This is a genomic window from Mesorhizobium sp. M0243, assembly GCF_040321775.1.
Classification (GTDB): Bacteria; Pseudomonadota; Alphaproteobacteria; order Rhizobiales; family Rhizobiaceae; genus Mesorhizobium.
Map to the genome: position 1 here is coordinate 1 of NZ_JAMYSF010000010.1, position 24,713 is coordinate 24,713.

At 62.3% G+C, this 24,713-nt stretch carries 17 protein-coding genes and 1 tRNA gene; 11 read left to right on the forward strand and 7 right to left on the reverse strand.

Translation table 11 applies throughout. The annotated features are described in order from the left end of the window. Positions 1–49: 49 nt before the first annotated feature. Together NKJ11_RS15415 and NKJ11_RS15420 are read right to left on the reverse strand one after the other, a co-directional pair. Complete coding sequence (locus NKJ11_RS15415; protein ID WP_352440791.1) at positions 50–418, reverse strand: four helix bundle protein; 369 nt, start codon at positions 416–418, stop codon at positions 50–52. Positions 419–464: 46 nt separating this feature from the next. Beyond that, the gene (locus tag NKJ11_RS15420) at positions 465–1,901 is read right to left on the reverse strand and encodes a glutamine synthetase family protein (protein WP_023809183.1); all 1,437 of its coding nucleotides are present in this window, start codon (positions 1,899–1,901) and stop codon (positions 465–467) included. A 163-nt stretch (positions 1,902–2,064) separates the two neighbouring features. On the opposite strand from NKJ11_RS15420, the gene NKJ11_RS15425 reads away from it, so the two are divergent. Next, on the forward strand, positions 2,065–2,778 hold the full coding sequence (locus tag NKJ11_RS15425) for an HAD family hydrolase (protein WP_023809182.1): 714 nt from the start codon (positions 2,065–2,067) through the stop codon (positions 2,776–2,778). Between the two features lie 67 nt (positions 2,779–2,845). On the opposite strand, the gene NKJ11_RS15430 is transcribed toward NKJ11_RS15425, so the two are convergent. From NKJ11_RS15430 to aceA, 3 genes are all read right to left on the reverse strand, one after another. Then, positions 2,846–3,298: a PleD family two-component system response regulator gene (locus NKJ11_RS15430; RefSeq protein WP_352461268.1), complete on the reverse strand. Its 453-nt coding sequence runs from the start codon at positions 3,296–3,298 to the stop codon at positions 2,846–2,848. Between the two features lie 229 nt (positions 3,299–3,527). Continuing rightward, the gene (locus NKJ11_RS15435; RefSeq protein WP_006202762.1) at positions 3,528–3,770 is read right to left on the reverse strand and encodes an SMc00767 family acetate metabolism repressor; all 243 of its coding nucleotides are present in this window, start codon (positions 3,768–3,770) and stop codon (positions 3,528–3,530) included. A gap of 59 nt (positions 3,771–3,829) precedes the next feature. Continuing rightward, positions 3,830–5,119: an isocitrate lyase gene (gene aceA, locus NKJ11_RS15440; protein WP_023809180.1), complete on the reverse strand. Its 1,290-nt coding sequence runs from the start codon at positions 5,117–5,119 to the stop codon at positions 3,830–3,832. A gap of 227 nt (positions 5,120–5,346) precedes the next feature. On the opposite strand from aceA, the gene NKJ11_RS15445 reads away from it, so the two are divergent. The 6 genes from NKJ11_RS15445 to NKJ11_RS15470 all read left to right on the forward strand — a co-directional run bounded on the left by NKJ11_RS15445 (position 5,347) and on the right by NKJ11_RS15470 (position 12,349). Next, complete coding sequence (locus tag NKJ11_RS15445) at positions 5,347–6,789, forward strand: helix-turn-helix domain-containing protein (RefSeq protein ID WP_023809179.1); 1,443 nt, start codon at positions 5,347–5,349, stop codon at positions 6,787–6,789. Between the two features lie 149 nt (positions 6,790–6,938). Then, the gene (locus NKJ11_RS15450) at positions 6,939–7,889 is read left to right on the forward strand and encodes a DMT family transporter (protein ID WP_352793699.1); all 951 of its coding nucleotides are present in this window, start codon (positions 6,939–6,941) and stop codon (positions 7,887–7,889) included. A 334-nt stretch (positions 7,890–8,223) separates the two neighbouring features. Continuing rightward, positions 8,224–9,321 carry a polyamine ABC transporter substrate-binding protein gene (locus NKJ11_RS15455; protein ID WP_352440789.1) on the forward strand — a complete coding sequence of 366 codons (1,098 nt, stop codon included), beginning with the start codon at positions 8,224–8,226 and terminating at the stop codon, positions 9,319–9,321. An 82-nt stretch (positions 9,322–9,403) separates the two neighbouring features. Further along, the gene (locus NKJ11_RS15460; protein ID WP_013530249.1) at positions 9,404–10,543 is read left to right on the forward strand and encodes an ABC transporter ATP-binding protein; all 1,140 of its coding nucleotides are present in this window, start codon (positions 9,404–9,406) and stop codon (positions 10,541–10,543) included. A gap of 8 nt (positions 10,544–10,551) precedes the next feature. Next, on the forward strand, positions 10,552–11,526 hold the full coding sequence (locus NKJ11_RS15465; protein ID WP_023809176.1) for an ABC transporter permease subunit: 975 nt from the start codon (positions 10,552–10,554) through the stop codon (positions 11,524–11,526). Between the two features lie 4 nt (positions 11,527–11,530). Beyond that, positions 11,531–12,349 carry an ABC transporter permease gene (locus tag NKJ11_RS15470; protein WP_013530251.1) on the forward strand — a complete coding sequence of 273 codons (819 nt, stop codon included), beginning with the start codon at positions 11,531–11,533 and terminating at the stop codon, positions 12,347–12,349. A gap of 23 nt (positions 12,350–12,372) precedes the next feature. Here the strand turns inward: NKJ11_RS15470 and NKJ11_RS15475 are convergent, their stop codons facing one another. Then, the gene (locus tag NKJ11_RS15475) at positions 12,373–14,226 is read right to left on the reverse strand and encodes an AsmA family protein (RefSeq protein WP_352440788.1); all 1,854 of its coding nucleotides are present in this window, start codon (positions 14,224–14,226) and stop codon (positions 12,373–12,375) included. 271 nt (positions 14,227–14,497) lie between these two features. Between NKJ11_RS15475 and NKJ11_RS15480 the strand changes: the two genes are divergently transcribed. Next, on the forward strand, positions 14,498–16,456 hold the full coding sequence (locus NKJ11_RS15480) for an acetoacetate--CoA ligase (RefSeq protein WP_352793700.1): 1,959 nt from the start codon (positions 14,498–14,500) through the stop codon (positions 16,454–16,456). 260 nt (positions 16,457–16,716) lie between these two features. Here the strand turns inward: NKJ11_RS15480 and NKJ11_RS15485 are convergent, their stop codons facing one another. Beyond that, on the reverse strand, positions 16,717–20,496 hold the full coding sequence (locus NKJ11_RS15485) for a PAS domain S-box protein (protein WP_352793767.1): 3,780 nt from the start codon (positions 20,494–20,496) through the stop codon (positions 16,717–16,719). Between the two features lie 247 nt (positions 20,497–20,743). Between NKJ11_RS15485 and NKJ11_RS15490 the strand changes: the two genes are divergently transcribed. The 3 genes from NKJ11_RS15490 (at position 20,744) to NKJ11_RS15500 (ending at position 24,702) form a co-directional block, all read left to right on the forward strand. Next, positions 20,744–21,202: a phasin gene (locus tag NKJ11_RS15490; RefSeq protein WP_013530255.1), complete on the forward strand. Its 459-nt coding sequence runs from the start codon at positions 20,744–20,746 to the stop codon at positions 21,200–21,202. Positions 21,203–21,560: 358 nt separating this feature from the next. Beyond that, positions 21,561–21,637: transfer RNA gene (locus NKJ11_RS15495), tRNA-His, on the forward strand. Positions 21,638–22,152: 515 nt separating this feature from the next. After that, on the forward strand, positions 22,153–24,702 hold the full coding sequence (locus NKJ11_RS15500) for a caspase family protein (protein WP_023809172.1): 2,550 nt from the start codon (positions 22,153–22,155) through the stop codon (positions 24,700–24,702). Positions 24,703–24,713: the final 11 nt, after the last annotated feature.

A 24,713-nucleotide genomic window follows, 5' to 3' on the forward strand; every position in this document is an offset into this window, starting at 1 on the left:
TAGGGGAGTAGGGGAGTAGGGGAGTAGGGGAGTAGGGGAGTAGGGGAGGCTATCCGGTTGCAAGTCTACGGATGAGAAGTCGAAGAAGCTTTCCCACACTTTCGGTGTTCGCCAACAACGAGGCCGTCGTCGCTTTCGGCGCGATGCCGGTGCGTTCAGCAATCAGAAGCTGAGTTTCCAGTTCCTTCAATGATCCTTGGGCAATACGGAGAAACTGCAGATAAGAGCCTCGAATTTCTCTGCCATACCCCTCCGCTATGTTTGCCGGCACCGAGCTTGCAGCGCGTCGCGCTTGGCTGGTCAGTCCATAAAGTTCTTCCTTTGGCCAAGATTTCGTTGCGCCGTAAATAGCCACTACAAGGTCCATCGCCTGCTGCCAAACCAGCAAGTCCTTGTAGGAGCCTGTTTTTTCGGCCATTCGTTCCTACTCCCCTACTCCCCTACTCCCCTACTCCCCTACTCCCCTAAACATTCAGCAGCAGATACTCCCGCTCCCACGGGCTGATCACTTCCATGAAGGTCTCGAACTCCGCCCGTTTGATCGCCGCATAGGTGGCGGCGAAGGACTTGCCCAGATGCGCGCAGAGTTCCTCGTCGCCCTCGAACAGGTCGACGGCTTCGAGCAGGCCGCGCGGCAGGTCGATCTCGTCGGCATTGGCGGTGGTCAGCACGGGAGGCTCGGCCTTGATCTTGTTGGTGATGCCGATCAGCCCACAGGCAAGCGATGCCGCAAGCGCTAGATAGGGGTTGGCATCGGAGGACGGGATGCGGTTTTCGACGCGCCGAGCCGCCGGATCCGAACGTGGCACGCGAAATGCCGTGGTGCGGTTGTCATAGCCCCATTTGTTGTTGACCGGCGCCGACGCCGCCTGTGTCAGCCGGCGGTAGGAATTGACGTAGGGCGCGAACATCACCAGCGCGTTCGGCACATGCTTCTGCATGCCGCCGATAAAGTGGAAAAAATCGTCGGTTTCCGAGCCGTCAGCGGCCGAAAAGATGTTCTGTCCAGTCTTCTTGTCGATGATCGACTGATGGATATGCATGGCGGAGCCGGGTTGCCCCTGGATCGGCTTGGCCATGAAGGTGGCGTAGATCTCGTGCTTCAGCGCCGCCTCGCGAATGGTGCGCTTGAACATGAACACCTGGTCGGCCAGTTCGATCGGGTCGCCGTGGCGCAGATTGATCTCCAACTGGCCGGCGCCTTCCTCGTGTATCAGCGTATCGATCTCCAGGCCCTGGCTTTCGGAGAAATGGTAGATGTCGTCGATCAGTTCGTCGAATTCGTTGACGCCGGCGATCGAATAGCCGGCGCCGCCGCCGATCGCGCGTCCCGACCGGCCGACAGGCGGGGTCAGCGGATAGTCCGGATCGGGATTCTTGCGCACCAGGTAGAACTCGATCTCGGGCGCCACCACTGGCTTCAGGCCGAGCTTGTCATAGGCAGCCACCACACGCTTCAACACGTTGCGCGGCGTGAACTCGACTGAGCGTCCGTCCTGGTGGACGAGATCGCAGATGACCGCGGCCGTCGGGTCTTCTTCCCAGGGCACCACCGTCAGCGTCGACAGGTCCGGCATCAGTTTGAGGTCGCCGTCGTCTTCCGGGTAATGGAAGCCGTTGCCATCCTCGGGGTAGCCGCCGGAAATCGTTGTCATGAAAACTGCCGACGGCAGCGCCAGCGAGGTGTTGGAGGTGAATTTCTTCGACGGCATCATCTTGCCACGCGCGACGCCGGCCTGATCAGGCGTGATGCACTCGATATCCTCGATGCCGCGCCACTCCAGCCAGGCGCTGACTTCCTTCCAGTTCTTGACGCCCCGTTGGTTTTTCACGAAGGCAGGCGTACGGACACGTCCTCCGCGGCTCGACGGACGGACTTCCTTTTTTGCAGGCGGCATCATTCACCAGATTGGGTTGCGGATTGTGGAGTATAGCCGTGCCCCCCTGTGGAAGGGAAGGGGAGCCGCGTCGGGCATTGGCCGGTGCGGTTGAAAATCACGCCAATCGGCCTAGTTTCGGCCGTCGCAATTCCAATCGAGGCCCAAATCTTAATCGAGAAATTGAATGCGGCCCAACGGCAAACTGACGACGATCGGATTCGATGCCGACGACACGCTGTGGCAGAACGAGCAGTTCTTCCGGCTGACGGAAAAGCGCTTTGCCGCCATGCTCGTCGACCATGGCGAAGCCGAGCATATCTCGGCACGATTGCTGGAGGCCGAAAGGCGCAACCTCGCCGTCTATGGCTTCGGCATCAAGGGATTTACCCTGTCGATGATCGAGACGGCGATCGAGGTCACGCAAGGCCGCGTACCGGCCTCGGTCATAGCAGAGATTCTCGATGCCGGCCGCGAAATGCTGAGTCATCCGATCGAGGCCTTGCCGCACGCCCGCGAGACGGTCGAAAAGCTTGCCGGCGCATTCCGGCTTGTGCTGATCACCAAGGGCGACCTCTTCGATCAGGAGCGCAAGCTGGCTGGCTCTGGCCTTGGCGATCTGTTCGACGCGGTCGAGATCGTCAGCGACAAGAATGCCGCCACCTATAGGAGGATCTTCAGCCGCCACGGCGATGGTGCCGCGAAAAGCATGATGGTCGGCAACTCGCTGAAGTCGGATGTGGTGCCGGCCATCGAGGCCGGCGGCTGGGGTGTCCATGTGCCGCACGAACTGACCTGGGTGCTGGAGCATGTCGAAGCGCCGGTAACCGAATCGAGGTTCCGCCAGATATCCGATCTCGGACAACTGCCCGGATTGATCGAAAGCATCATCGATCCGTGATTGCCGGGCCTTACCTAATTTGCTCAATTCCGGACGGAAAACCGTTACACACTTTCCCGCAATTAGCTTAGCGGCCGATGAGGCAATCGATCACCGGTTGCAACCGTTCGGGCGTGATCGGCTTGGCGACCACCACGTCGATGATACCAGACAGGCCCAGACTTTCCGTCGCGCCATTCTTGGTTGACAGCAGGATTACCGGTGGCAGCGATTTGCCCGAGGCGCGGCGCAACGCGGCGATGCTGGACATCAGGTTCTCGCAGTCCTTGTTGTCGGCGCCGCCGTCAAGGACAACCACACCGGGAATGAGGGACCGCAAGATCCTTGCCGCCGTGTCGGGAGATTCCGAAATCGGCTTGAGCCCGGATCGCTCGACGATCTTTGAAATCACCACGCGATTGATTGGCGATTTCCCGACGACAAGCACCTGCGACGGATCACGGATCGCCTCGGCGCTCGAGTCACGGGTCGCCAGATTCGGATGTCTTGGAGTCTCGCCTTGGCGGTTCACCGGGCACACAAGTCGGCCAAGAAGCTCGCCCCTATTTCAATGCAGAGTTGAATCCGGAGCGCAATTGGCGTGAGATCGGAGCCTATGTCAAGTTGAAATAAAGTACCCTAAATCATCGCCGGGAGCAGTGAATTTCAAGCAACGCTACTGTACTCAACTGTCCACACGTGAGCTTGATGAAAAGAAAATTCACCTGCGCAGAGGCTGCGCAGGTGAAGGGTCGGTTGCATGGATTCGGTCAGCCGTGGCTCTGCTGCGTGACGATGACCGGGATCAGCAGATCGCCCCAGTTGCCGTCGCCGCCGTGATGTCGTGCCGAGCGCACGAGCTCGACCGAGACGCCCGCCTCGACCGCCTTCATCACCGACTGGTTGAGGCGGTGCAGGTCGTTGGCCAGCATGCGGATCGTCGCCTGCTGGTCGACGCTCATCGTCGTCGACTGTTCCTCGGCGCGTTCCTTGACGCGGCTTATCGATGCCATTGGTCTTCTCCTTGTGTTCCAAGCCCTGTTGGGCGTTCCCTCTGTATTTCTGCGGTCCGCTATTCCGCGGCTGGTTTGAACTGCGCGTGCTCGGTCGATTCATGCATGGCGGTGGTCGACGACTTGCCGCCGGTGATCGCCATAGACACGGCGTCGAAATAGCCGGTGCCGACCTCGCGCTGGTGCTTGGTCGCGGTGTAGCCATTGGCCTCGGCCGCGAACTCCGCTTCCTGCAACTCGGAATAGGCCGCCATCTGCCGTGCCTTGTAGCCGCGCGCCAGCTCGAACATGCCATAGTTGAGCTGGTGGAAGCCGGCGAGCGTGATGAACTGGAACTTGTAGCCCATGGCGCCGAGCTCCTTCTGGAATCTGGCGATCGTCGCGTCGTCGAGGTTCTTCTTCCAGTTGAACGAGGGCGAGCAATTGTAGGCGAGCAGCTTGTCGGGATGATGCTTGCGCACGCCCTCAGCGAATCTCCTGGCCTGTGCCAGGTCGGGTTTCGAGGTCTCGCACCAGATCAGATCCGCGTAAGGCGCATAGGCGATGGCGCGGGCGATGCAGGGCTCGATGCCGTTCCTGACATGGTAGAAACCTTCCACCGTGCGCCCGGCGTCGTAGTCGACGAAAGGCTGGTCGCGTTCGTCGATGTCGGAGGTGAGCAGCTTGGCGGCTTCCGCATCGGTGCGCGCGACGACCAGGGTCGGCGTGCCCATCACGTCCGCCGCCAGGCGCGCGGCATTGAGGTTGCGGATGTGCGCCGCGGTCGGGATCAGCACCTTGCCGCCGAGATGGCCGCATTTCTTTTCCGACGCAAGCTGATCCTCATAGTGGACGCCGGCGGCGCCCGCCTCGATGAAGGCCTTCATGATTTCGAAGGCGTTGAGCGGTCCGCCGAAGCCGGCTTCCGCGTCGGCAACGATCGGCGCGAACCAGGTCTCGACCGAAAGCCCGTTGCCTTCGGAGGTCTCGATCTGGTCGGCGCGCTGCAGCGTGCGGTTTATGCGCTTGACCAGTTCGGGCGCCGCATTGGCCGGGTAGAGCGATTGGTCCGGATACATCGCACCAGCCGTGTTGGCGTCGGCGGCAACCTGCCAGCCCGACAGGTAGATCGCCTTCAGCCCGGCGCGCACCTGCTGCATCGCCTGATTGCCGGACATGGCGCCGAGCGCGTTGACGAAGTCCTCCTCGTGGATCAGCTTCCACAGCCGGTTGGCGCCCATTTCGGCGAGGCTCTGGCGGATCTGCACCGAACCGCGCAGGCGCTTCACATCCGCCGCGGAGTAGGGCCGTTCGATACCGTCGAAGCGACCTTCCGGGGCCGATGGGACGAGGTTGTAAAAATCAGTCATTGGTCACTCCGAGGGATTGCTGATCTGTGTCAAGGCGTCAAGAATTTGGGGTCGTTGGGTATGACTGGATTTACATTTCTGCGCGAAATCAGCCACATAAATCCACAAAGCCGGCAGAATATAAGAGAAAACCTGTGTTGTGTTTGACAGAGGTGCATTGTAAATTTGTCATTGTTGTAAAAGGCCAAAGCCCAAAAAATTCGTGTAAATGCTGTAAAGGACAGTCCGTGGCTGACCAGAAGATCTTCGCCGGGCCGCGCATCCGCCGCATCCGCAACGCCAAGGGCCTGACCCAGACGGCGATGGCCGAGGGTCTTGGCATTTCGCCATCCTATCTCAATCTGATCGAGCGCAACCAGCGGCCGCTGACGGTGCAGCTGATCCTCAGGCTGGCCTCCGTCTACAAGGTCGATCCACACGAGCTGCAGGGCGAGGCGAGGGGATCTGTCGCTGCCTTGAAGGAAGTGTTCACCGACCCTCTGCTGGTCGGCGAGTTGCCGGGTGATCAGGAACTGATCGAGCTTGCCGAGGCGGCGCCCAATGCGTCCGCGGCGGTGATAAAACTGTTCCGCGCCTATCGCGAGCAGGCCGAGCGCCTGTCCGATCTCAACGAGCTTTTGGCGCGCGAAGGTCGGGCGACGGCGCTTTCCGGCGCCCGCCTGCCGATCGACGAGGTGCACGAGATTTTCGAGCGCCGGCCGAACCATTTTGCTGCCCTCGAGGAGGAGGCCGCGGCGTTCACCTCGGTGCTCGATCCCGGCGACGATCTGTTCGGCGCGCTGAAGGCCTGGCTGAAGCGCGAATATGGCATCGTGGTCAAGGTGCTGCCGGTCGCGACCATGCCGAACTGGCGCCGCCGTTATGATCGTCATTCGCAGCGCCTGTTCCTGTCCGAACGGCTGTCGCCGTTCGACCAGTTGCGCGAAGTCGCTATGGAGGCCTGCCTGATCCGCATGACGGTCGCGGTCGCCGGCGAGATCCAGGCGCTCAAGCTGAGCACCGACGAGGCGCGCCGCCTGGCCCGCTTCGAACTTGGCCGTTATGCGGCGCATGCGCTGATGATGCCCTATCAGGCCTTTCATGCGGCTGCCGTGCGCGCCCGCTACGACATCGATGTCCTGCGTTCGCGCTTCGGGGTCTCCTTCGAACAGGCAGCCAACCGGCTGACCATGCTGCAGCGGCAGGGTGTCTCCGGCGTGCCGTTCTTCATGCTGGAGGTCGACAATGCAGGCAACCGCTTCCGCAAGGCCGGCAGCCAGGGGTTTCCACAAAGCCGCTTTGGCGGCGGCTGTCCCAAGCTGCCCGTGCATGTTGCCTTCACCCAACCCGGCCAGATATTTGTCGAGACGGTGGAAATGCCCGACGGCGCCGAGTTCCTGTGCATCGCCCGCACACTGGAAGGGCCGCAAGGCGCGTTCTCGGAACGCCCGCGCCGCACCGCATTGCTGCTTGGCTGCGACATCGGCTTTCGTGACGACATCGTCTATGGCGCGGCATTACCCGGTGCGGCAATCACCGCAAAGGCCGGCAGTATCGCGGCGACGCCGGTCGGGCCTGCCTGCCGGCTTTGCGAACGCGTCGGCTGCCTGGCGCGCGCCGAGCCGCCGGTGACGCGCCCGCTCGGCCTCGACGAGATGGTGACGGGCCTGAGTGCCTTCGATTTCCAGTAGCCGTGTTCCTCTGAAATAGGAGCAAGGTGCCACAATTGTCGCCGGCCGCTGGCTCAGTTCCGGCCTGCGCCTTTGCGTTACGCGAACAGAGCATCTTTTTGTCGTCCCTTGCGCATCGTCCCGTCCACAAAAGCCCGACAGTCGCGCTCATGATCGATACCGCATCGCCGATCGTCGCATCGCCAGCCGTCTCGCCGCGCGAGGAACGCGTCGGCATGCTTTTGGTCTTCCTGTCGGCGCTGATGTGGAGTTTCGGCGGCACCATCGCCCGCTTCATCACTGTCGGTGACAGCTGGACGGTCATTTTCTGGCGCTCCGTCTGGGCAGCCGCCTTCCTGGTCTGCTTCATGGTCTGGCGCGACGGCTGGCGTGGCACGCTGACGCTGTTCCGCGACATGGGTCTGCCCGGCCTTGCCGTCGGGATCTGCTTTGCCACCGCATCGACCGCCTTCGTCGTGGCGCTGGCCTACACCACCGTCGCCAACATCCTGTTGATGCAGGCCGGCGTGCCGCTTCTGGCGGCGCTGTTTGCCTGGGCATTGTTCCGCGAAAGGGTTGGTGCCGCGACCTGGGTGGCGATTGCCGCCGTCATTGCCGGCGTCGCCACCATGGTGTCGGAATCGCTTGATGGCGCCGTCTCGCCCATAGGCGATGGGCTGGCGCTGTTGATCGCGGTCATGTTCTCGGTCGCCACCGTCATCACCCGGCGGTTTTCCGGCGTGCGCATGACGCCGGCGACGTGCCTCGGCACCATGCTCGCGGCCGGCTTTGCCGTCTCGCAGGCATCGACCTTCGCCGTGTCGGTCAGCGACATGGGCTTTCTGTTTGCCTTCGGCGTGGTCAATCTCGGTCTCGGCCTCGCCTTCTTCGCCACCGGCGCGCGGCTGATACCGGCGGCCATCGCGGCGCTGCTCGGCACGTTCGAACCGATCCTCGGTCCGATATGGGTCTGGCTCATCCATTCCGAGGTGCCGTCGGGGCGCACCATCATCGGTGGCGCGGTGGTTGTCACGGCGCTGCTCGTCCATATCGGGCTCGAATTCAAGCGCCAGGCACGGCCCGAACGCGCCGGGGTCACCGGGGTGCCGTCGCCTAATTGAAGCGGCCTGCAGCTTTGCCATTGACAACGTCGCTGCAGCACGGGCAGGCTGGGAATACGGCAACAACAAGACAGGCGTATCTTGCCAAGTCTCCCAGCCGGTCCGATCGAGACCGGACCATATCGTCGTATCTCTGCCCGCGCCACGGCGAAAGCCTATGACGGTATGCCTCCCAGGCCGCCTCAGGGGCATCGAGCCATCTCATCGAACCGCCTGCATGGTCTCGGCAGTTCGCGCTTGTCGCCCCTTGGAAAGCTCAATAGTCTGAAGAAAATGCCGGTCGCGCTGATATCGCGACGAGCCGGTGAAGGAACACTCATCAAAGGAGAATAGCATGATCCGCAAAGCGCTCTGGCTTTCGGCAACCTCGGCATTCCTGACATTGTTCACCGTCGGCGGTCACGCCGAGGATCGTGTCGTCAACGTCTTCAACTGGTCCGACTACATCGACAGTTCGATCATCGACGATTTCACCAAGGAAACCGGCATCAAGGTTGTCTACGACACCTTCGATTCCAACGAAATCCTGGAGACCAAGCTGCTTGCCGGCGGCAGCGGCTACGACGTCGTCGTGCCCAGCGGCAATTTCCTCGCGCGCCAGATCCAGGCCGGTGTGTTCCAGAAGCTCGACAAGTCGAAACTGCCCAACATTTCCAACATGTGGGATACGGTAACCGAGCGCACCGCCAAGTACGACCCCGGCAACGAATACTCGGTCAACTACATGTGGGGCACGGTTGGCATCGGCTACAACATCAAGAAGGTGCAGGCGGCACTCGGCACCGACAAGATCGACAGCTGGGATGTCTTCTTCAATCCCGACAGCCTGGCGAAATTGAAGGACTGCGGCGTCTACGTGCTGGACTCGCCGGCAGACATCATCCCGGCGGCGTTGAAATATCTCGACCTCGACCCGAACAGCACGTCACCCGATGATATCGCCAAGGCCGAGGAGACCTTGCTCAAGGTCCGGCCTTACATCAGGAAGTTCCACTCCTCCGAATACATCAACGCGCTTGCCAACGGCGATATCTGCCTGGCGGTCGGCTGGTCGGGTGACGTGTTCCAGGCCCGCAACCGCGCGGTCGAGGCCAAGCAGGGCGTCGAAATCGGCTATTCCGTGCCGAAGGAGGGCGCGCAGATGTGGTTCGACCAGATGGCGATCCCTGCCGACGCGCCGCATGTCGCGGAGGCGCTCGAGTTCATCAACTACATGATGAAGCCGGAAGTTATCGCCAAGTCGTCGAACTACGTGCTCTACGCAAACGGCAACAAGGCCTCGCAGCAATTCGTCGACAAGGCACTGTTGGAGGATCCTTCGGTTTATCCCGATGCCGAGACCATAAAGAAGCTCTACACCGTCTCGCCATACGATCCCAAGACCCAGCGCGTCATCACGCGCACCTGGACCAAGATCGTCACTGGCCAGTAAGCAATCCGACACGGTCCCGGCAGCCACCTGCCGGGACCGTTTCTACCTGGGGTAAGAAGCAAGAATCAGGACGGAGTGGGACATGAAATCGCTTGGCAGCATCCGCAGGGATTTTGCACCGTGGAACGACCCGAATGCCAAGCCGTACATCCAGTTCGACAACGTCACCAAGAAGTTCGGTGACTTCACCGCCGTCAACAATCTGTCGCTGACCATCTTCGAGCGCGAGTTCTTCGCCCTGCTCGGCGCCTCTGGTTGTGGAAAATCGACGCTGCTCAGGATGCTCGCCGGCTTCGAGGAGCCGACAGCCGGCCGCATCCTGCTCGATGGCCAGGATCTGCGCGGCATCCCGCCCTACCGGCGGCCGGTCAACATGATGTTCCAGTCCTACGCGCTGTTCCCGCACATGACGGTCGAGAACAACATCGCCTTCGGCCTCAAGCAGGACGGCATGCCGAAGCCCGAGATCGCGTCGCGCGTTGCCGAGATGCTGAAGTTGGTCAAGCTCGAGCAGTTCGCCAAGCGCAAGCCGCATCAGCTGTCCGGCGGCCAGCGCCAGCGCGTCGCGCTCGCCCGTTCGGTCGCCAAACGGCCGAAAGTGCTGCTGCTCGACGAGCCGCTTGGCGCTCTCGACAAGAAGCTGCGCGAGGAGACGCAGTTCGAACTGATGGACCTGCAGCAGAACCTCGGCCTCACCTTCGTCGTCGTCACCCACGACCAGGAAGAGGCGATGACCATGGCCGATCGCATCGCCATCATCGACAAGGGCGAGGTGATGCAGGTGGCAACGCCGGCCGAAGTCTACGAGGCGCCGGGGTCCCGCTTCGTCGCCGGCTTCGTCGGCAATGTGAACATGTTCGAGGGCAAGATCGCGCGTGGCGAGGCCGGCAGCGCCAGCATCGATGCCGGCAACGGCATCACCATCCGCACCGACAATGCCGGCACCGCCGGCGCCGGGACGGCCGTCACCTTCGCCATCAGGCCCGAAAAGATCAAGGTGTCGTCGAAGAAACCGGCCGAGGCGGTCAACGCCATCGAGGGCGAGGTCTACGACATCGCCTATCTCGGCGACATGACCGTCTATCATGTCAGGCTGGACGACGGCCAGGTGGTGCGCGCCAGCACCATGAACGCGGCCCGCATCACCGAGGATCCGTTGAGCTGGAACGACCGCGCCTGGGTTTCCTTCCGGCCCGACGCCGGCGTCGTGCTGACGCGGTAGGGGCGACCATGTCGAGCGCCGCCGTCACCACCGCATCAGCCTCTCCGACGACCAATGCCGGCAAATCCATCCTCGCCAGGCTGGGTGCTGCCTTCGTTGGCCGACTGGTCATCATCATCCCTTATGTTTGGCTGCTGTTCTTCTTCCTCATTCCGTTCGTCATCGTCTTCAAGATCTCGCTGTCGCAGACGGCGATCGCCATTCCGCCCTATACGCCGGCGCTCGATTTCAGCGGCGGAGTTTCCGGGTTCCTCGCCCAGCTGAAACAACTCAGCCTCGACAATTACGCCTGGCTGACGCAGGACGCGCTCTACTTCAACGCCTATGTGACCAGCGTCATCATCGCCGCGGTCTCGACGGTCCTGACACTGCTCGTCGGCTATCCCATCGCCTACGGCATGGCGCGCGCGCCGGCGACGATCCGCCCAACCTTGCTGATGCTGGTGATCCTGCCGTTCTGGACCTCGTTCCTGATCCGCGTCTACGCCTGGATCGGCATTCTCAAGCCCGAAGGGCTGCTCAATCAGCTGCTGCTCGCCACCGGCGTCATCCACCAGCCGCTGATCATCCTCAACACCTATACGGCGATCTTCATCGGCATCGTCTATTCCTACCTGCCGTTCATGGTGCTGCCGCTCTATTCCGCGCTTGAGAAGATGGACTATTCGCTGATCGAGGCAGCCAAGGATCTCGGCTGTCCGCCGACCAGCGCGTTCTGGAAGATCACCTTCCCGCTATCGCTGCCCGGCGTCATCGCGGGCTGTCTGCTGGTGTTCATTCCGGCCGTCGGCGAGTTCGTCATTCCCGATCTGCTCGGCGGATCGCAGACGCTGATGATCGGCAAGACGTTGTGGAACGAGTTCTTCGCCAATCGCGACTGGCCGGTATCGTCGGCCGTCGCCGTCATCCTGCTGTTGCTGCTGATCGTGCCGATCATGCTCTTCCAGCGGGCCCAGGCGCGCGCTCAGGAAATGGACAGGTGACCTCATGAACGCCACCTGGAGCCGCTTCAACATCACCTCGATCGTGCTTGGATTTGCCTTTCTCTATCTGCCGATCGTGCTGCTCATCGTCTTCTCGTTCAACGAATCGAAACTGGTCACGGTCTGGGGCGGTTTCTCGACCAAATGGTACGTCTCGCTGTTCCACAACCAAGGCCTCATGGACGCGACCTGGGTGACGGCGCGTGTTGGCCTGATCTCGGCCACGGTTGCGACGGTGCTGGGCACCCTGGCGGCACTCACCTTGACCCGCTACACGCGCTTCAAGGGCAGGGTGCTATTCTCCGGCATGGTCTTTGCGCCGCTGGTCATGCCGGAAGTCATCACCGGCCTGTCGCTGCTGCTGCTCTTTGTCGCCGTCGGGCTCGACCGCGGCTTCCTCACCGTGACGCTCGCCCACATCACGCTGACCATGTGCTTCGTCGCCGTGGTCGTGCAGTCGCGCCTCATGACCTTCGACCGCTCGCTGGAAGAAGCCGCGATGGATCTTGGCGCAACGCCGGTGAAGACCTTCTTCCAGATCACATTGCCGGTTATCATGCCGGCGATCGTCTCCGGCTGGATGCTGGCTTTCACCCTTTCGCTCGACGATCTGGTCATCGCCAGCTTCACCTCCGGGCCGGGCGCGACGACGCTGCCGATGAAGATTTACAGCCAGGTTCGCCTCGGCGTGACGCCAGAAATCAACGCCGCCTGTACCATTCTGATCGCCGTCGTGGCGATTGGCGTCATCATCGCCTCGCTTGCCAACAAACGGCGTGAGGTGCAGCGCCAGCTCGACGAGCAGGCCGCGCAGCGCGGGTGAAAGATAGGAGGCGCGGTGGCGGCCTATTCCCCCGAAACGCCGCGGCTGATCGGGGAAATGAACGGCGTGCTCCATGTCCCGCCGACGAAGAACGACGACTGGTTGGGACCTTGCTGGCCGTTGGCCTGCGTTGCCGCCTGCTCAGGCTGAATGACGCCGCCGGACAAGGCCAGTCCGCGCCCGGCGTAGGACGCGATGCCGGACAGCCAGATCTTGTACTTCGCTGAATTGGCCTCGGCCTTGTCGATCCGCGCCACGCCCTTCGAAATGGTGGCCTTGATCTCGGCGCCGTCGATCGGCAATGTTCCGTCAGAGACATCGTCGAGCGCGAAGAAGCCGCCCTGTTCGGTATGTTTGAGGAAGGCCGGCAGGTTGAGCTTGCTCAACGCACCCGGCCCGAAGGTCGCCGAGACCGAGCCGTCGGCATTGTCGAAGATGGAATCCCAGGTTCTGCCCGGCCCCTTGAGGATCACCGAGACGGTGCCCGTGCCGACCGGCACCAGCCGCGTCATCCCTGCCGCCGTACCGAAAGCACCGCCGTCGATGTCGGACGCCAGAAGGCGGATTTCGACCTGCGAGCCTTCCGGCTTGCGATCGAAGCGAAGGCTGGTCTGGATGTTGCCGCCGAAGGCCGAGGCATCGGAGATGTCGAAGACGGACAGACCATCCTTGACCTGGGCGGTGGCGGCGACGTCGGCGAGCTGGATCGGCCCCGCCGTGGCGTGCGCCGCCGACAGCCTGAGATCGAGATTGATCTTGTCGGCGAAACTTGTGTCGATTTCGCCGGGCCCCGCCCCTCCGGTCGGCACCAGCGGGGTGAAGGCTGACAGAAACGATCTGAGGTCGAGCGTGTCGAAGGCGAGCGTGCCGGAGATTACCGGTTGTGCTTCACCAAGCGAGAGGTCCAGTGCACCCATCCCCGGATTGTTGTCGAGCGCAATCGCCGTGTTGTCGAACTTGACGCGCCCGCCGGTCGCGGTGATCTTGCTCGAAATGCTGACCGAGCCGATCGCCGCACCCGGAGCGATGCCGGCCTGCGACCATTCCAGGACACGCCGCAGCGAGGGTGCCGAGAACTTCGCCTGACCGTCGAAATAGGTATTTTCAGACATGCTGGCCGTGCCGTCGAACGAGAAGGTGGCGGGTGCCGCCTTGAAGGACAGCGTCAGCGGCGCCGTGCCGCCGGCAAACAGCACAAGCGGTCTGGCCGAGGCGACGTCCAGCGCGACGCTTTCGCCCCGCCAGATCCCTGTTGCCGACAGCGTCGCATTGCTGTTCATCGCCGCCCAATTCGCCTGACCGTTCAAACTGCTCAGGATCTCGACGTCCTTGCCGCCGATGGAGGCGACCATACGGCCGTCGCGAAACTCGACCGTGCCGAAGGTGTCGGTAGGCAGCTTGTCGAGGTCCGGCTTGGCGGGGTCGGCATTGACCACGCCGCGCGCCGTGTCGATGGAACGCGTGATGCGCCCGCCGGTGGGGACAGCGGGCAGGAAAAGGCCGGCAGGTGTGCGCTGGACCCGGATCGTCGGCCGCACCAGCCGCGCCGTCGAAAACACCACGTCGCCGCGCAGCGCCGCCATGGCGGAAAGGTCGACCTCGACCCGTTCTGCCTCGACCACAGGCGGCGCCTCGGTGTCGGTCCATTGTGAAAGCGTCACATCGGTCAGGATTGCCCGGAATGTCGGCCAGACCTCGATGCGCGGCGAACCGTCGATGGCGACCCGGAAGCCGCTCCACGCGCTCATTTCCCAGGCGATGCGGTCGCGCACGATACGGGTGGAGGCGATCAGCGGCAGGGCGGCAACGACCAGCGCGATGACGATCACGGCAGCGCCGATCGCCCATATTCCGCGCCGGATCATAGATGATGGCATATGGCCCCGTATGCTTCCATTCCGACAAATCGCCCGACGGGTGTAACCCAGTCGTCACCACGACCCCCAGTCGTCACTACGACTGCAGTCGGGACCACACTTCCGGCCGCCACCACGACTTCAAGTTGTCACTACGACTTAGGGCTGAGGCATTTCAAGTCTTTATGGCCCGGCGATGGCATTTGCGCACATCTGGTCGCATCAGCCGAACAAAATCTTGCTCTGCTGCGCTGCGATATGCATAAGCGATGGCGACCGTGGAGGAACGATTATGGCTGCCGGACAACCGCTCTGGACCCCGACGCAAGACCAGATTGACGCAGCACCCTTGACCGCCTTCACCAAGGCCGCCGGAGTGAAAGCCGGCGTAGCGTTTTCCTCGTATTCGCAGCTTCACGCCTGGTCGGTCGAGGACCGTGAAGGGTTCTGGAGCCTGATCTGGGATTTCTGCGGCATCGTCGGCGACAAGGGCGATAACCTGCTCGTCGACGGCGACAAGATGCCCGGCGCTTCTTTCTTTCCCGATGCGACACTGAATTTCGCCGAGAATCTGCTGAAGAAGACCGGCTCAGGCGACGCAATCGTGTTTCGCGGCGAAGACAAGGTCGAGCGCCGGCTGTCCTGGAACGAGTTGCACGCGCTGACCTCGCGGCTGCAGCAGCTTTTCCTGTCGCTCAAGGTGAAGAAGGGCGACCGCATTGCCGCCATGATGCCCAACATGCCGGAGACCGTCGCCGCCATGCTGGCCGCCGCCTCGATCGGTGCCGTCTGGTCGTCCTGCTCTCCCGATTTCGGCGAGCAGGGCGTGTTCGACAGGTTCGGCCAGATCGAGCCCGTCGTCTTCATCGCGCCGGATGGTTATTGGTACAATGGCAAGGCGATCGAAGTCGCCGACAAGATCGCCGCGGTCGCGGCCAAGCTCGGCACTGTCCGCAAGATCCTGGTCGTCAACTATCTCGGCACATCGAGCGATGTCGCCGGGACCATCGACAAGGCGGTAGCGCTGGAAGAGGCGCTGTCGCCCTTCGCCGGCAAGCCTGTCATTTTCGAGCCGCTGCCGTTTTCGCATCCGCTCTACATCCTGTTTTCGTCGGGAACGACCGGCATTCCCAAATGCATCGTCCATTCGGCCGGCGGCACGCTGATCCAGCATGTCAAGGAACACCGGCTGCATGCCGGTCTCACCGATGGCGACCGCTTCTTCTACTTCACCACCTGCGGCTGGATGATGTGGAACTGGCTGGTGTCGGGGCTCGCTTCGGGTGCCACGCTGCTGCTCTATGACGGTTCGCCCTTCTATCCCGACGGCAATGTGCTGTTCGATTTCGCCGATGCCGAGAAGATGACCTTTTTCGGCACCTCGGCCAAATTCATCGATTCTGTGCGCAAGGCTGGTCTCAAGCCGATCCGCACGCATGATCTGGCCACGGTGCGGGCAATCTCCTCCACCGGCTCGCCGCTGTCGCCGGAAGATTTTCGCTTCGTCTATGACGGCATCAAGAAGGACGTGCACCTGGCCTCGGTCTCCGGCGGCACCGACATCGTCTCCTGCTTCGTGCTCGGCGTGCCGACGCAGCCGGTCTGGACCGGCGAGATCCAGGGACCCGGCCTCGGCCTGGCAGTCGATGTCTGGGACGACGACGGCAGGCCGGTCCGGCAGGAAAAGGGTGAGCTGGTCTGCGCAAAAGCCTTTCCGGCTATGCCGATCGGCTTCTGGAACGACCCCGATGGCAAGAGGTACCGGGCGGCCTATTTTGAGCGCTTCGACAATGTCTGGTGTCATGGCGATTTCGCCGAATGGACCGAGCATGGCGGCCTCATCATCCATGGCCGCTCCGACGCCACGCTCAACCCGGGCGGGGTGAGGATCGGCACGGCGGAGATCTACAATCAGGTCGAGCAGATGCCTGAGATCCTGGAAGCATTGTGCATCGGACAGGACTTCGACAACGACGTGCGCGTCATCCTGTTCGTGCGGCTAGCCGCCGGCGTGCAGCTCGACGAGGATCTGGAAAAACGCATCCGCGCTAAGATCCGCAGTGGCGCCAGTCCCCGCCATGTCCCGGCCAGGATCGTTGCCGTGTCGGATATTCCCCGCACCAAGTCGGGTAAGATCACCGAACTCGCGGTGCGCGATGTCGTGCATGGCCGCGCCATCAAGAACAAGGAGGCGCTCGCCAATCCAGAGGCGCTCGAGCTGTTCAAGAACCTGCCTCAGCTGGCCGAGTAATTGGCAGCCGGCATGGTTAACGAAATATCTCGCTAGAATTTACCTAGATTTCATGAGTGGTACACATTCGTAAATTTTCCGGCGCCCCGGTAAGGAGTTGTTAAGGTCCAGCGTCGATAGTCGCACGTAACTTGAGGGAGAAATCCCGTTCCTCAGCCCCGAGGATCCGAATTCGCTCAAGCCCCGTTGTGACAGCAATCCCATCTCTTAAGGCGTCCTTTGGGCGCCTTTTCTTTTTATCGGGACCGTAGAGGGCTGACCTATTCCGCGAGCACACGGGTCGACGGAAAAGCCACCTCGACCAGGGTGCCTTCGCCCGGTGTCGAATTGATGGTGAACCGGGCACGGTTGGCTTCCACCATCGCTTTGGTCAACGGCAGTCCAAGCCCGGTCCCGTCGCCGCGTCCGCGCTTCAGGGCGTTGATCTGCTTGAACGGCTTCAGCGCCTGCTCGATCTCGGCATGGCTCATGCCGATGCCGGTGTCGCGCACCCGCATGACGACGTCGCCCGACGTCTCATAGGCGGTCGAGACGATCACCTGGCCGCCGGCCTGGGTGTAGCGGATGGCATTCGACAGGATGTTGAGCGCGATCTGGCGCACGCTGCGCAGGTCCGCCACCACTTCCGGCAGCCGCGAAGCGAAGCTGGAGCGGATGATGACCCGTTCGCGGTTGGCCTGCGGCTGCATCATCGCCACCGTTTCGGCCAGCGTGTCGTTGAGCGACACCGCCTCATAGGCCATCTCCTGCTGGCCAGCCTCGATCTTGGAGATGTCGAGCAGGTCGTTGACCAGGTCGAGCACATGATTGCCCGAGCGGTTGATGTCGCGCAGATAGTCGCGGTAGCGGTCGTTGGCGACAGGTCCGAATTTCTCGTCGACCATCAATTCCGAAAAACCGATGATGGCATTGAGCGGGGTGCGGATCTCGTGGCTGATGCGGGCCAGAAAATCGGTCTTCTGCGAGGACGCGCGCTCGGCCACCGCACGTGCCTGCGTCAAGTCCTCTTCGGCCCGCTTCCACTGCGTGATGTCGCGAACGACGGCGCAGAAGCCGCTGTCGTTGGGCAGCCGGCCGATGGTCATGAACAGCGGAATGAAGCGTCCTTGCGATTCGCGCCCGATCACCTCGCGGCCGTCGTTCATGACACTCGCCACGCCGGGCTCGGACAGCCCATTGAGATAGTCGCGTGCCGCGCGCTGGCTTTCAATCGCAAACAGCGAGGCGAACGGCTTGCCGGTCACATCGTCGCTGTCGAAGCCGAACAGCGCTTCGGCCGGCCGGCTGATCGATCGGATGGTGCCGTCACGGCCGATCAGCACGACGCCGTCGGTGGCGGTGTCGATAATGGTGCGCATCTCGGCGATGCGCGCCTTGAGCTCGGAAATGTCCGGCTGCGTCTGCTCGTCCCCAACCACATGCAGGCTCGCCGGCGCATCATCCTCGCCGGAGCGTCGCACGACCAGCATCAGCGCCTTGCCGTCGCGCCAGGGAACCGAGCGCAAAATGGCCTCGATCGGGAATTCTTGTCCGTCGCGTGTTTTCAACCGCAGCGCGCGATCGGTGCCGTCGGAAACGCCGTCATCGGCGTAGGGGTCGGCAAACAACGCGCCGAGGCCGCCGGCATCCGCCAGATCGTCAAGCGCCTCGTAGCCGGTCAGGCTGAGGAATTCCTCATTCGCATAGTGCAATTGGTCCCCGGAATGGATGAGCAGCGGCACGGGCAGCTTGCCGAGCAGCGACGTGTCCGGAGCCTTGTGCTCATCTCCGGCGGAAAACGCCGACGGTACGAACCCTTCGGCCTTGAGCGGCGGCACCTGCAGGCGAGGGCGCTCGACGCGTATTTCCGCCGCGTCGCCGCCTGCATTGACGGTTTCCTCGGCAACCGCCTGCTCGTCGGGCGGCGCGGCTTCCTCGTCGGGCTGCGCCCAATCCTCACTGTCTTCGGCATCGCGAAAATCTGCTGACGTCATGCTGCCGTCATCGAGGCCATCATGTGTCGCGTCAGTGGCTTCAGGCTTTTCGCCGGGCGAAACGGCAGCGGTGTTCTCTGGTTCCGCCGCCACGGGGCCACGTTCGTCATCTTGGCCGGCATAGTCGAGCAACGAGCCCGTCACATTCATCCCAGGGGGGGCTTCACGAGCCGCTTCGTCCGCGTGACCGTCAAGCCGTACCAGATCCCGCTCGTCTTCGGCATCGACATCGGGTGGCTCGACCGGTTCGTTCTCTGGCCCTGACGCAGGGATGACGCCGCTGTGCATCGGGTCGTCGGACGGCTTGACCGGAGCCTCGGCCTCCGCTGTCGACGCCTCCGCAGTCTCAGCCTCAGGCGGCTCGACCGGAGCACTATCCTTCTTCAGCCGCTCGCCGATTTCGCGGAACGCGCTGCGTTCCAGGGTCGACAGACCCTTGTCATTGGCTGGCTGGCGGTGTTCGGCGAGCCGGATCACCTTGTCGGCAAAGCGCCGCTCCTGTTTCGGCACGATAGTCAACGCCGGCACCTCGCCCTTGAACGGATCCGATGCCTGCGTGTCCTCGGCCTTGGGCTCCTCAGCGTTCGGCTGTTCGGGTGCGGGTTGGATGGCTTGTGGTTCCGGCGTTGCCGGCGCCTGGCTATTGGGCACCAGCGCCATGCCGATGGCCTCCGGATCGACGACCGCGTCGCTGGCGCGGGCGACGCCGAAGCCGCGGAAACCCTCGAAGGCGCGGCTGCGGCCATAGACAGGCAGCGCCGCCAGGTCGACCGGTATCTTCAGGTCGGTGCCGACGACCGGCCACAGCACGGAGCGCCCGGACCAGGTATCGCGCCGTTCGAGAAGCCCCGATATCTCGCCGGAGGGGTCGAGGCCGAATGTAGCGGCGACATCCCTGAAGCGGCGGCCGATCACGTCGGCCGCCGGCTTGCCGACGATGTCGGCGAATTCCGGCGACAGCGCGCTGAACTTGCCTTCGGCATCGGTGCGCCAGACGAAACGCACCGGCGCCGCGGCGCGGTCCATCGCCGAGACGGTCGCCGGCGTGGCCGCGGAAGTGGACTGGATTTCCAGGGCCGCCGGTTCGGCCGGAGCTTCAGGTCCGGGCGCGGCGGGTCGCGGCGCCTGTTGCCCTCCGTCCTCGCCGGCGTTGAAGTACCAATGGTCGTGCTGCGCCGGCGTGCGCTCCAATGCCGGCTGATCGCTATTGGCCGCTGTCGGCGTCTGTAAGGTCGCGTCGGCGATCGCATGCGGCCGCGATCCGGCGACGTCCTCGGTCGGCAACGCGGCGCCTGGTTCGTCGGTCGGTGTCTGGCGACCCTGTTCCGGCTGGGAAGCCGCATCGCCAGCAGGTGCCCCCTCGGCAATGGTTTGTGTAGGATGTTCGCCCGCGGGGGCGGTGTCGTCGAGCTGGTCCTCGTCGATCACCACCAGCAGATGCCGCTCCTCGGTTAATCTTGCCAGCCCAGCCGGATAGGAGGCCGTGCCGCCGGGGACAAGGCGCTTGACGATGCGGTCGCTCTCGGCTGCGACGTCGGCAACCAGTGCCGCCAGCGTCTCCGGCAGGATGCCCAGTGCCGAAAATCCTTCCGAGGCCGCCTCGACGCTGCCCCTGGCATCGACAAAGGCGATGAAATGACCATCCTCGGTGAAGCCGCTAATGGCGCGCGCGGCGATTTCGCTGGCATTGCGTGACCCGGTCTGAGCCGCCGGGACTGCCAGCATGATCGCCTTTTCGGCGTCCGGCATGGTCACCGCACTGGCCAGGAAGCCGACGGCGCGGCTGGTCATTCCGGTCGCCAGCCGCACCATGATGGCGCGGTCACTGCCAATCTCGGGAAATCCGCTGGTCGCCATGATCTGGCGCCTGGCGATCACGGGCAACTGCGCCGAGGCGCCGATGATCGCCTCGATGTCGGGATACCCGAACATCGCGGCTCCTGGCCCGTTGGCCCAGATCACCTGCTCCAGATCCGCCGACAGGATCGCGATCGCGTCGCCTGCCGCAAAGCGCTGGCGGACCGCGTCGAGCACGGCGACATCGAGGAAGGAGTATTCGGACGGCATGCGCTTGGCGGACCTCACGGAGCGGCGATTTTTCAGTTAACGCTTTGTTAATAAAAGCCGGAGGCGCGAAGGTCCACAAGCCAGAACGTGCAAAGGCCGGAATCTGGGCTCTTGGTTAACGGCCCAAAGAAATTTATGGTGCACTGCAACAAAGATATTGCAATGCACAAAATTTGCCTTTATATTGCCATCATACATGAACGAGACGGCTTTCTGTCAAAGCCGCTGCCGCTGAAAAGGATGGAAAATGTCCAGGACCAAGACCGCCGAGACGATCGAAAACGTTGAATTCCCGAGCTTCGACGCTTCCAAGGCCACCGACCAGATCCGCGCTTTCGCCGAAAAGGGCGTTGAGCAGTCGAAAGAGGCCTACGCCAAGCTGAAGACCGGCGCCGAGGAGACCCAGAAGGCTCTGGAGTCGACCTACGAGACCGCCAAGACCGTTTCCAACGACCTGTCGCTCAAGACCATCTCCGCTTTGCGTGCCAATGCCGAGGCCGGTTTTTCCCACCTCGAGGCCCTGATCGGCGCCAAGTCGCTGTCGGAAGTCGTCGAGCTGCAGACCGCCTTCCTGCGCAAGCGCGTCGAATCGACCGTCGAGCAGGCCAAGGACTTCCAGGCCGTTGCCTCCAAGGCGGCCGAGGACGTCTCCAAGCCGATCAAGACCGCCTTCGAGAAGGCGATGAAGGAAATCAAGGTTGCCTAACATTTGCGCATGATCGGAAGATGCAACAAAAGGTCGCATTTTCTTAAAAACGATCGGGTGTATGATGGCAGCCATCAAGGAATACCCGGTGAGTGGAACCTCCTCCCTCTGCTCCCCGGGGTGACCAGCCAGCACCTCCTCCCGCTGGCTCGTAACAGGAAAAGGCCGGCACCTCCTCCCGCCGGCCTTTTTCTTTGTCCGGCGCCTGGTCTTCTTGCCAGGCAAATGCCGCGTCGATGTGGGGAAGTGACCTTTGCTTTCCAAAAGCCTTGAATTAGAATCCATAAGCCCGTAAGGACGCATCGCCGAACGACAGAGCGGGCGGATGAGTTTCTGTTTCGATCCGCTCGGGCAACGTGCCGTTGTAGCTCAGATGGTTAGAGCGCCGGATTGTGGATCCGGAGGTCGCTGGTTCGATCCCAGCCAACGGTACCATCGGTTTTCCAGTAAGTAATTGAATTTATTGTAAAAGTTTACCTTTGGGACATAATTTGTATCACAGTAGGTCTCACAATGTGTATCACAAATAGGAACTGGGTGCGCTCGGAAGCGACGCGAAGTGATTGATACCAAAAAGCTTTTTTGCGACACGCGATGATCATTGTCGGAAACCGCAGGATTCTTGGCGAAGAAAATCGAACCGGAAAGGCTTCGGTGGACCGCTTCCCGTCCACCGTGGGAGCCGATGGATGGCATCAGGCGCACCCGTCGTTGGATTGGGACTTGGCGGGTGCGTCGGATCCAGACAGCCATGCCGGCGCCGTTTTACACTCATTGCGGATGGCTCGGCTCTGAGGTAATTTAGATCCTGATCGGATGGGAAAGTGCCTGCTGTCGCGACGGTTTTTTGTTTTCTGTTCCTGTCTCGGCTGATTGTGAGCTCTTTAACAGCCTTGATACCGCAACCTTGGGGGCTTGTGGTCATCAGGTAGCGACGGTGGAAACAGGCCATGCTCCGACTTTGCGGATTCATCGCGGTCTTCTTCGTAGCGGCCCTTACGACCTTCGATGCGTCGGCCGATCGACGGGTCGCCCTGGTGATCGGCAATTCCGACTACCGGCAATTCCCGGCGCTGAAGAACCCGGTCAAGGATGCCGAGGACGTCTCCAAGACGTTTCGACTGGCAGGGTTCGAAGTTTTCGTTGCAAGCAATCTCACCAAGCTGCAGTTCGAAGAGCAGTTCCGCAATTATCTTGCCGCGATCGATGGCGCCGACCTCGCCGTCGTCTACTATTCCGGTCACGGTTTCCAGATCGGCGGCGAAAACTTCCTGATTCCCGTCGATGCCTCGTTGAAGCAGGCGGCGGACATCGAGGTCCAGGCCATCAAGCTCAACGATGTCCTGGAACAGATGCGTTCGAAATCGAAGATCCAGGTGATCGTCCTCGATGCCTGCCGCAACAATCCGTTCCCGCGCAAGAATTACTGGCTGAGAGACCAGCTTATCACCTCCGGCAACGCCGGGCTCGCGCAGGTCAGAAGCTCGCTGAACACGCTCATTGCCTTTGCCACCGAGCCTGGGGCGGCGGCCTATGACGGCAGCGGCGACCTCAGTCCGTTTTCGGCGGCGTTTTCCCGTCGCGCGCTGGCCCCGAACCAGGAGATCCGCACGGTCATGGCGGCGGTGCGCCGGGATGTGGTGGAGGCAACAAAAGGCCTGCAGGTTCCCTGGGAGAACTCGTCGCTGATCGACGAAGTGGTGCTGATGCGCCGCAGCAACCGCCCCTCGCTGCCGCCGGTGCTGGAGAAAATCGTGTTGTCGGGAGTGGGCCCAGTCGATCTCGGCCTGCCGGAACCGGTCGATGTCGACGGCGGAACGATCACCGTGAGCATCGAGAGACCACCTGCTCTCGGCCGCCTCATGCTGGACGGCGAACCTGTCGAGGTTGGCGAACCGATCCAGGGCAAGGACCTGCCGCGTTTGCAGATGGATGTGCCCAAGGGGGTCGACGCGCAGGACGAGGTGGATATGCTGGCCTACGCCACGCATGACAATTGGGGCGGTCAAAGCCAGGGCATCCTGGTGTTCCGGGTCAAAAGCGGCGAAGGCGCCCATGGCGAACAGGTCATGGCCTCGCTCGCGGCCGAGCAAAAGCAACAGGTGGTGGAGCGCGGCATTCATATCACAGGTGCCGCCGAGGCGATCGAAAACCGTGACATTGATGTTCCCGTTGGCGTGGGCCCGGTTGCGCTTAACCTGGATTTCCCGACCGACGATCCCGCGGTCAGTCTCAAAGTTTCGGCATATCCCGCGACAGGAACCCTTTCGCTCCCCGACAGAACCCTGTCACCTCAGTCCAGCCTGATGGCCGCTGAAGTCGACCGCCTGCGCTACGAACCTCAGATCGGCGTAGCCGCGCCGGTCGAGGTCGGCTTCGAAATCCGTGCGGACAGCAGTTCGTCCAAGCCCGCCACGATGAAACTGTCGCCAACCGTCGATCCGTGCGACTCCGCCGCCGGCGAGCCTCTGGACCTGCAAGGCGTCGTTCCCGGCCTGCTGCCGAACGAAATCGGCGCCGGCGCCGTGGAGGTTTGCGAAGCCGCTGTGAAGGCTTATCCCGATGTCCCACGCTTCCGCTACGAACTGGGGCGCGCGCTGCTCGCAACTGGCAAGGTCGAGGAAGCGAAGACAGCCATCGAGGAGGCCGCCAAGAAGGGACATGTGCGTGCTGTGTTCGAACTCGGCTACATGTATGCGACGGGAACCGGTCTGGTCATCGACCGCACGCAGGCCAACGCGCTTTACGCCGCGGCATCCGACAAGGGCGATCCCTACGGCATGACGTCGTGGGGCCGCGCCTTGTTCAATGGCTATGGCGTCAAGCCTGATACCGCCAAAGGTCTGGACCTGCTGCTCAAGGCGGCCGCGATGGGGCACACCTATGCCATGAACGATCTCGCCGCGATCTTCACGGAAGGCCGCAACGGCGTGACCGCCGACCCGGCCCGTGCAGTTGCCTTCCTGGAGGCCGGCGTCCAGCGACAGGACATGTATTCTATGAACCTTCTCGGCCGTAACTACCTGGCCGGCGTGGGTGTCGAAAAGGACCCCAAGCAGGCGCAGGGGCTATTCCAGAAGGCTATGGATCTGGGCCAGCCCTACGCTCCGGCCAGCCTTGCGCGCATGTACCGGGATGGCGTTGGTGTCGAGCAAAACCTCGACGAAGCGCAAAGACTGTTCGAGTTGGCCACGGCACGCGGCGATCAGTCCGGCGCATATGATCGCGCAGCGCTCGAAATGCAGAAGGGCGCCAATGCCGACCAGACGATAGCGGTGCGCTATCTGGCCTTTGCGGTCGCGCTTGATCTTCGCAAGGAATTGCCGGGTGCCCAGACGACGCTGACGAAATTCGAAGTGAAGACGAAAACGGCCGCGCTCAAGCAATTGCGTGGCGAACTCAAGTCGAAGATCCCGGCGAAGGGCTCGCTTGACGACCAACTGGTCAATGCGGCCAGAGCGGTCTGGGAGCAAGCCAATCCGCGTCGGGACTTGTTTTGATCAGTGAGGAG